Origin of the sequence: Brachyspira pilosicoli, assembly GCF_019402445.1 — a bacterium.
Taxonomy (GTDB): Bacteria; Spirochaetota; Brachyspiria; order Brachyspirales; family Brachyspiraceae; genus Brachyspira; species Brachyspira pilosicoli_B.
The window spans coordinates 1-7,528 of the sequence record NZ_SRZM01000433.1; the positions used below are offsets into that span (position 1 = coordinate 1).

A 7,528-nucleotide genomic window follows, 5' to 3' on the forward strand; every position below is an offset into this window, starting at 1 on the left:
GTGCCTGCCAAAGACGGCGAAGTATTTGGAGGATTTAGAAGAAAATTCAAATATCAAGGCAAATGGTATATATTGGCTGATTATATGTATGAGTATATACCTGAAAATAAAACATTAACTCAAACAGCTAAGAATGTAATTTTACAAATAGATGATGATGGAAACATAATAGTTTATGATAAAAACAGTAAAGGCTACAGTGATTGTTATTCTATGAACGTAATAGAAGAAGATAGAGTTTTATATGAATATTATTCTTATGGAAGTTATAAATATTCTTCGGGTTCTTTTACTACTACAGACTGTAAAGGTGAAGAAAGAACTCATACATTTCGCATAAACATAACTTTTAATAATGAGATAAGAACATCATCAGATTTAATAAATTGGAGAACTGAGGGTTCTGATGATAATGTTTATAAAACTTTTCCTTCAGTAAGTACAGACCCTAATGCTAGTTTTCAAGGAAGATTTGGAGTCAGTAGTTATAGAATTGTTGAGTTTAAAGATTATATATATTTAATAGGTTTAAAAGAAGATTTTAATGAGCAAAATCCAGACGGATGCCGAAGTACAGATGCTCCATCATTTACAACGAGTAAAAATGTGTATTATAGAGTACATAAAAACAAAGATACTTCTGTAGGTGATAATAGGGAAAAAAGAAATACACCTTGGGGACAAAGAGATAATCTTACTGTTCGCTATGATAAAAATAAAATATATGTTACAAAAGGTTTTAGATCATATTATGAACATATTTCAGATGGATGGAGTTATAGAAGTCAGTCTTTTAAAGATGATAATACTATATGGTCAACTACCGATGGCGTAACTTGGCAGAAAGAGCCTAATTCTTCAGCTTATGACAAGGCAAATGAAATATCTTCTTATTCACAACTTGGTGGAAATTTACCTTATATACAAAATAGAATAAAAACGCCTGAAGAGCCTAATTGGATAAAACTTGATAATGGTAAATATTATAAATCAGACAACTCGCCTTATTCAACTTATAAAATTAATAATAAATATTATTATGTGCCCATACCTCCTTCTGAGGAGATAAAAGCAGCTTATTACAGCGGGAAGGAATATTTTACTATTACAGAAGAACATATAAAAACAGCTGGGCTTAATCAGTTTTTAATTAAAGATAAAGAGCCTAATAAAGATGAAGATTGGACAGTAATAACTCCTATAGACTATACAGATAAATTAATGGTATGGCAGAGCGGAGGCGAAAAAGTAATGCTTAATATTAATAATAAGGCAGTTCAACTTGTAGACTATAGGCAAATAGAAGATATGTATAATACTATTAAAGATTATTCTATTGTAATAAATTATTTGAGAAAAACAGCAAAAGAATATAGGGATGGAACTTATTGGAGTGATTTTGCCAATGATTATATAAAAGATGTACGTATTGGTATGGAGTATGATGCTAGGGCTGATATGCTTGAGCTTTTGATGAATAATAGAGAGTACATTATGCCTCATGATGCTGTTACGCATTATACTGTGGAGTTTAAATATTAATTTCTTTTCAATTATTTTTACAAGTTAAAATATGTTTTGTTTTTATATAGAAAATTATATTAAGGATAAAAAATGAAAGCAATTTTTTTTACAGCATTATGTACTTTATTTATTTTTGTTTCATGCGGTAATTCAAATAATGCCAAACAAGAAACAGTAACTGATAATAATACAGCAGAAATTAAACCATTAGAGCTTAGTGAAAATGAAAAAGCTAATAATTATGATGTTGTATATTTGGTTTCTGATACAGGCGAATATATTAATTCTGAAATAGCACAAAATGAAAGCGGAAATTTTGGAGTTGTATATTACAGAGACATCAATCAAAACTTAAACACATTTAATGTTATAAAAGCAGGCGAGCTTGATGAAGGAAATATTTCAGCTGTTTCTTATGACAATAAAACATTAGAAGGAAATTTCCCAAGCATAGCATATCCATTTGTTGCAAAAATAGATGGAAAAGATATGACTTTCAAAGCAGCAAAAACTCCTGTAACAGGTGCTAAAATAATAGAATATACTTATTCAAATGTTTCTCCGAAAGCTGATGATCCAAGAATATTCCAATTCAAAACTGCAATATTTGCTCTAAACAATGATAGTAAATCTGCAAGCATAGACAAAATTAATTTAGACATAAATAAAGATTTTGGCATTACTGATGTAAGCACTTTTAATGACCCAACAAAATTATTAACATCTCAAAGTATTATAAGCAACAAAATGACTGCTATATATGATGAGTGGGTAAAATCTGATTATATATCACATATAGAAAATTATTCTTCACAATTTGGAATAGATTATTTGAGTGAAAAAGTTGTATCTATTAACAAATTAGTTTATGAATACACAGGTGGAGCACATGGAAACTATGCTACAATAAATAGCGTATATTCATTAGAAAATGGAAACAAATTAAAAATAGAAGATTTAATAACAGACTTAAAAAGTACTGATTTAATTAATTTAGTAAAAGACAAATTATTAAAAATAGAAGGTAGAGATGCTAATTCTTATTTTGGATTAGATGAGCTTACATTAGAAAACAACAATTTCTATCTAACATCAAAAGGTTTAGTATTTACTTGGGGAATATACGAAATCGGACCTTATGCAATAGGTGAAACTAGAGTATTAATACCAACAGAAGAAATCAAACCTTATTTAAAAGACGAATACAAGACTATATTTGAATAATAAAATATTTATATAAACTTTATAAGAGGATAGTTATAATTATCCTCTTTATTTTTTATATACTACTATAGTATTTGTTTACAGACTTTAAAATTTCTAGTATATACTATTTAATTAAATATACTTCCAAGTGTAGCCTTTTTTCATCTCCAATATTTCTTCGACAGTTCCTTTAGCAATGATTTCTCCTCCATTAGTGCCGCCTTCTAATCCTAAATCGATTATGTAGTCCGCAGCTTTTATAACATCAGGGTTATGCTCTATTATTATAACGCTATGTCCTTTCTCTACTAATTTATTTAAAGCTATAAGAAGTTTATTCACATCATCAAAATGAAGCCCTGTAGTAGGTTCATCTAAAATATATACTATATGCTCATCGCCTTGTTTTTTAGCTAACTCGGTTGCAAGTTTCAAACGCTGAAGCTCACCGCCTGAGAAAGTGTCAAGCCTTTGAGAGAGTTTTATATAACCAAGTCCAACTTCGCTCATTATTGATAAAGTTTTTGTGATTGATTTGTCAAAGTCAAAAAACTCTATTGCCTCATCAACTGTGAGTTCTAATACTTCTGCTATGTTTAGAGATTTGAATCTTACAGATAAAGTTTCATCATTATATCTTTTACCACCGCAAGCCTCGCAAACAATTTCCATATCAGATAAGAAGTGCATTGCAATTTTTCTTATTCCTTTACCTTCGCAAATATTACATCTTCCTTCTTTTCCGTTATATGAGAATCTGCCCGGAGAAAAAGCCTTTGCTTTTGCTGTAGGAGTTTTAGCAAATATATTTCTTATTTTATCAAACACTTTACTATAGCTTACTAATGTACTTCTAATAGAGCCCACTATAGAAATTTGATCAACTAATATAGTATCCGAAACAATTGCAGGTATTTCAACACTTTCAAATTTTGAGTATTGATTTAATCTTCGTTTTTTTAGGGCAGGGTAGAGAGTGTCTATTATTAATGATGACTTACCGCTTCCAGATACTCCAGTAACTACTACTATTTTTTTAAGCGGTATATCAACATCAATATTTTTTAAATTGTTTGTTGAAACATTTTTTAATTTTATGCATTCAGTCTCTTCATTTCTTACAGCAGTTTTTTCAAATACTTTTTTTCTCTCACTTAAATAATTTCCTGTAAGTGAATTGTTATCTTTTAATATATCATCGTATTTACCCTGAAAAACTACTTCACCCCCAAAAGCACCAGCATAAGGACCCATATCTATAATATTGTCAGCAGCTTTCATAGTATCTCTGTCATGCTCTACTATTACAAGAGTGTTTTTTAAATCTCTTAATTCTTTTAAAGTATCAAGCAAATGATTAGTATCTCTTGGGTGAAGCCCTACAGTAGGCTCATCTAATACATAAAGCACCCCTGTAAGTTTAGAACCTAATTGACTAGCAAGTCTTATTCTCTGAGCTTCTCCTCCTGAAAGTGTTGCATATTTTCTGCTTAAAAATAAATATCCAAGCCCCACTTTATCTAAGAAACTTAATCTTGTTCTAATCTCTTTTATAGCTTCTTTTGATATAGTGTTTTCTCTTTCTGTTAAAAGATTTGGAAGTTCATCAAAAAAGTTAATAGCTTCTTCAACGGTCATTGCACATACTTGGCTTATATTTTTATTTTGTATAGTATAAGACCTTATTATTTCGTTTAGTCTTTCTCCATGACATGAATCACATTCCTCATCAATAAAGAATTTGCCGAGTGATTTATCTTTCCACTCTGAATAATCTTCACTTGTAACATCATTATTAGAATGCCACTCAGTAATAACATTACCTACAGAATAATCGCCTCCAAAAAAGAATGTGTCAATAACTTTTTTGTCAAGTTCATTAAAAGGAGTTTCATATAAGTCTTTTTTTGTTATGCCGTTTCTTTTTAAAAATCTCATTAAAGAATCTGTATAATATTTTCCATGAGTAGAAAACATATTATGAATAGCAGTGTCTAATGCACCGTCAAATAAAGGTTTAGTGCTGTCTTTTATAGCTAAATCTATACTAAATGTAGGCTTACTTCCAAGCCCTTTACATTCCTCACAATATCCCCAATGTGAATTAAATGAAAAATGTCTTGGGGTAACTTCAAAATCAAATAATATTCCATGAAGCAAACAAGCTGGGAATTTTGTATGGAAACTCTCTTTTACTATTATTCCCTGAGTGGCTTTTATATGTGCTACTCCGTTTGATAAATCCATTGCTTTTTCAAGAGCATCTGCAATTCTTGCCCTTTTATCTTTTCCAACAACAACTCTATCAATTACAATACCAACAGAATATATCTCTTCTTTTGATAATTCTTTAATATCTTCTTCAGTAATATCATCTATAACATAATCATTATTGTTAATCTGCATCCTCACATATCCTGCTTCTCTTGTTTTCTCTATGATCTTTTTAATATCTTTTGCATCATTATCATTGAAGGTAAATCTATGATTAAATGAGCTATGATATAATGGAGATATTATAACAAGTTTATGTTGGTCCATAGTGTCAACAATTTCAGTAGCAAGTATTGAAGGAGTTTCAGCTTTTAGAGTATCTTTATCAGAGCAATGCGGACAATGTGGTTTAGCGAGCCTTGCAAAAATTAGCCTAAAATAGTCATAAATCTCTGTAACAGTTGCCACAGTAGAGCGAGGATTTCTGCTTACATTCTTTTGGTCTATTGCAATTGCTGGTGCTAAGCCTTCTATTTTGTCAACATTAGCATCTTCAAATCTTCCTAAAAATCTTCTAGCATAAGTAGAAAGCGATTCAACAAATCTCCTTTGACCTTCTTTAAATATAGTATCAAATGCAAGAGAAGTTTTTCCACTTCCTGATACTCCTGTGATAACATTAATTTGGTTTTTTGGGAGTGTCAAACTTATATTTTTAAGATTATGTTTATTAGCACCTTTTATAATGAGAGAAGTGTTTTCTTCTTTTTTTGTTTCTTCTGTTTTGATATTCTCTTTTTTCTTTTTTGAAGGCTTTAATATTTCTTTAAGTTCTTTTGCAGTGAGAGATTCTTTTACTTTTATTATGTCTTCAGGCTTACCCTCAGCAACAACTCTTCCTCCCTTATCTCCGCTTAAAGGCCCCATATCTATAATGTAATCAGCACATTTAATAACGTCCAAATTATGCTCTACAACTAAAACAGTATTTCCTTTCTCAACAAGTCCGTCTAATGCTTTTAATAATTTCTTTATATCCTCAAAATGAAGTCCTGTAGTTGGTTCATCTAATATATATAAAGTATTTCCTGTAGATATTTTATGAAGTTCGCTTGCAAGTTTTATTCTTTGAGCTTCTCCTCCAGAAAGTGTAGTTGATGGCTGACCTAATTTAATATATCCAAGTCCTATATCTTCCATTATTTTTAATATTCTTGTAATAGAAGTTATACCATCAAAGAATTCTATTGCTTCAGATACACTCATCTCAAGAACATCGTAAATAGTTTTGTCTTTATATTTAACATCTAAAGTTTCTGCATTAAATCTCTTTCCTCCGCATTCCTCACAAGGCACTAATACATTTGAAAGAAATTGCATCTCTAATTCTATAACTCCAGCTCCTTCACAAGTTGGACATCTTCCTGTTTTTACATTGAATGAAAATCTTCCTTTATCATATCCTCTCATTTTAGCAAGTTTAGTAGCTGCAAATAAATCTCTTATAGGCGATAAAACTTTTGTGTATGTTGCAGGATTGCTTCTCGGTGTTCTTCCTATAGGAGATTGATCAACTTCTATAACCTTGTCAATATTTTCAAGTCCTTCTATTCTTTCATGACTTCCAGGATTTAAACTCTTACCATAAAAATGATTATGCAATGCTCTCATTAAAATATTTTCAACTAAAGTAGATTTACCGCTTCCTGAAAGTCCTGTAACTACAATAAATAATCCCAAAGGAAACTCAACATCTATATTCTTAAGATTAAATTGATTAGCTCCAATTACTTTTAAAAACTTTCCGTTTCCTTCGCGTCTTTGTTTTGGTATTTCTATATCATCATCACCGCGTAAATATTTAGCAGTGTAAGATCTATCAGATTTTATAAACTCATCATAATCACCAATGCCTACAACCTCACCGCCATTAACACCAGCATTAGGACCTATATCAATTAAATAATCTGATTCTTCCATAGTTTCTTTATCATGCTCTACAACTATGACAGTATTATTTTTATCTCTTAATGTTTTTAATGATTCAATCAATTTTTTATTATCTGATTGATGCAAACCTATTGAAGGCTCATCAAGTACATATAAAACACCTTCAAGTCCGCTTCCTATTTGAGAGGCTAATCTTATCCTTTGAGATTCTCCTCCTGAAAGAGTAGGAGAGGAACGCTCTATTGTGAGATAAGTTAATCCCACTTTCACCAAAAATGTTAACCTATAAATAATCTCTTTTACTATAGGAGCACCAATCACTTCTTCATTTGGTTTTAATTTTAATTTAGTAAAATAATCATATAAATCTTCTATAGTCATTGAAGAGAAATCGGCTATAGTTTTACCGTTAAACTTTACTGACAAAGCATCATCATTAATTCTTTTGCCCTTACATTTAGGACATTCAACTTCATCCATAAAATTAGCATAATAATTCATTTTATAAGTTTCGTAGTCGTATTTTAATCTGTCTAAAATCCCAGGTACTCTCTCTTCTACCATTTTGCTATGATACCAAAATCTTTTTCTCCATTTTACTTCTTTATCAGTACCATAAAGTAAATATTTTTTT

General features: G+C 30.2%; 3 protein-coding genes. 2 read left to right on the forward strand and 1 reads right to left on the reverse strand.

The window, feature by feature from the left end:
• Positions 1 to 1,542 (forward strand): hypothetical protein (locus E6A48_RS11660; RefSeq protein ID WP_219710474.1); only part of this gene is annotated, 1,542 nt, incomplete at its 5' end.
• Positions 1,543 to 1,614: 72 nt separating this feature from the next.
• Positions 1,615 to 2,748, forward strand: a complete 1,134-nt coding sequence (locus tag E6A48_RS11665) for an RsiV family protein (protein ID WP_219710475.1) — start codon at positions 1,615 to 1,617, stop codon at positions 2,746 to 2,748.
• Positions 2,749 to 2,862: 114 nt separating this feature from the next.
• Here the strand turns inward: E6A48_RS11665 and uvrA are convergent.
• The coding region (gene uvrA, locus E6A48_RS11670) for an excinuclease ABC subunit UvrA (RefSeq protein ID WP_219710476.1) at positions 2,863 to 7,528 on the reverse strand (4,666 nt) is incomplete at its 5' end.

Coding starts and splice junctions, on each gene's coding strand:
- E6A48_RS11665 (WP_219710475.1), top strand. CDS start 1,615: ATGAAAGCAATTTTTTTTACAGCATTATGTACTTTATTTATTTTTGTT.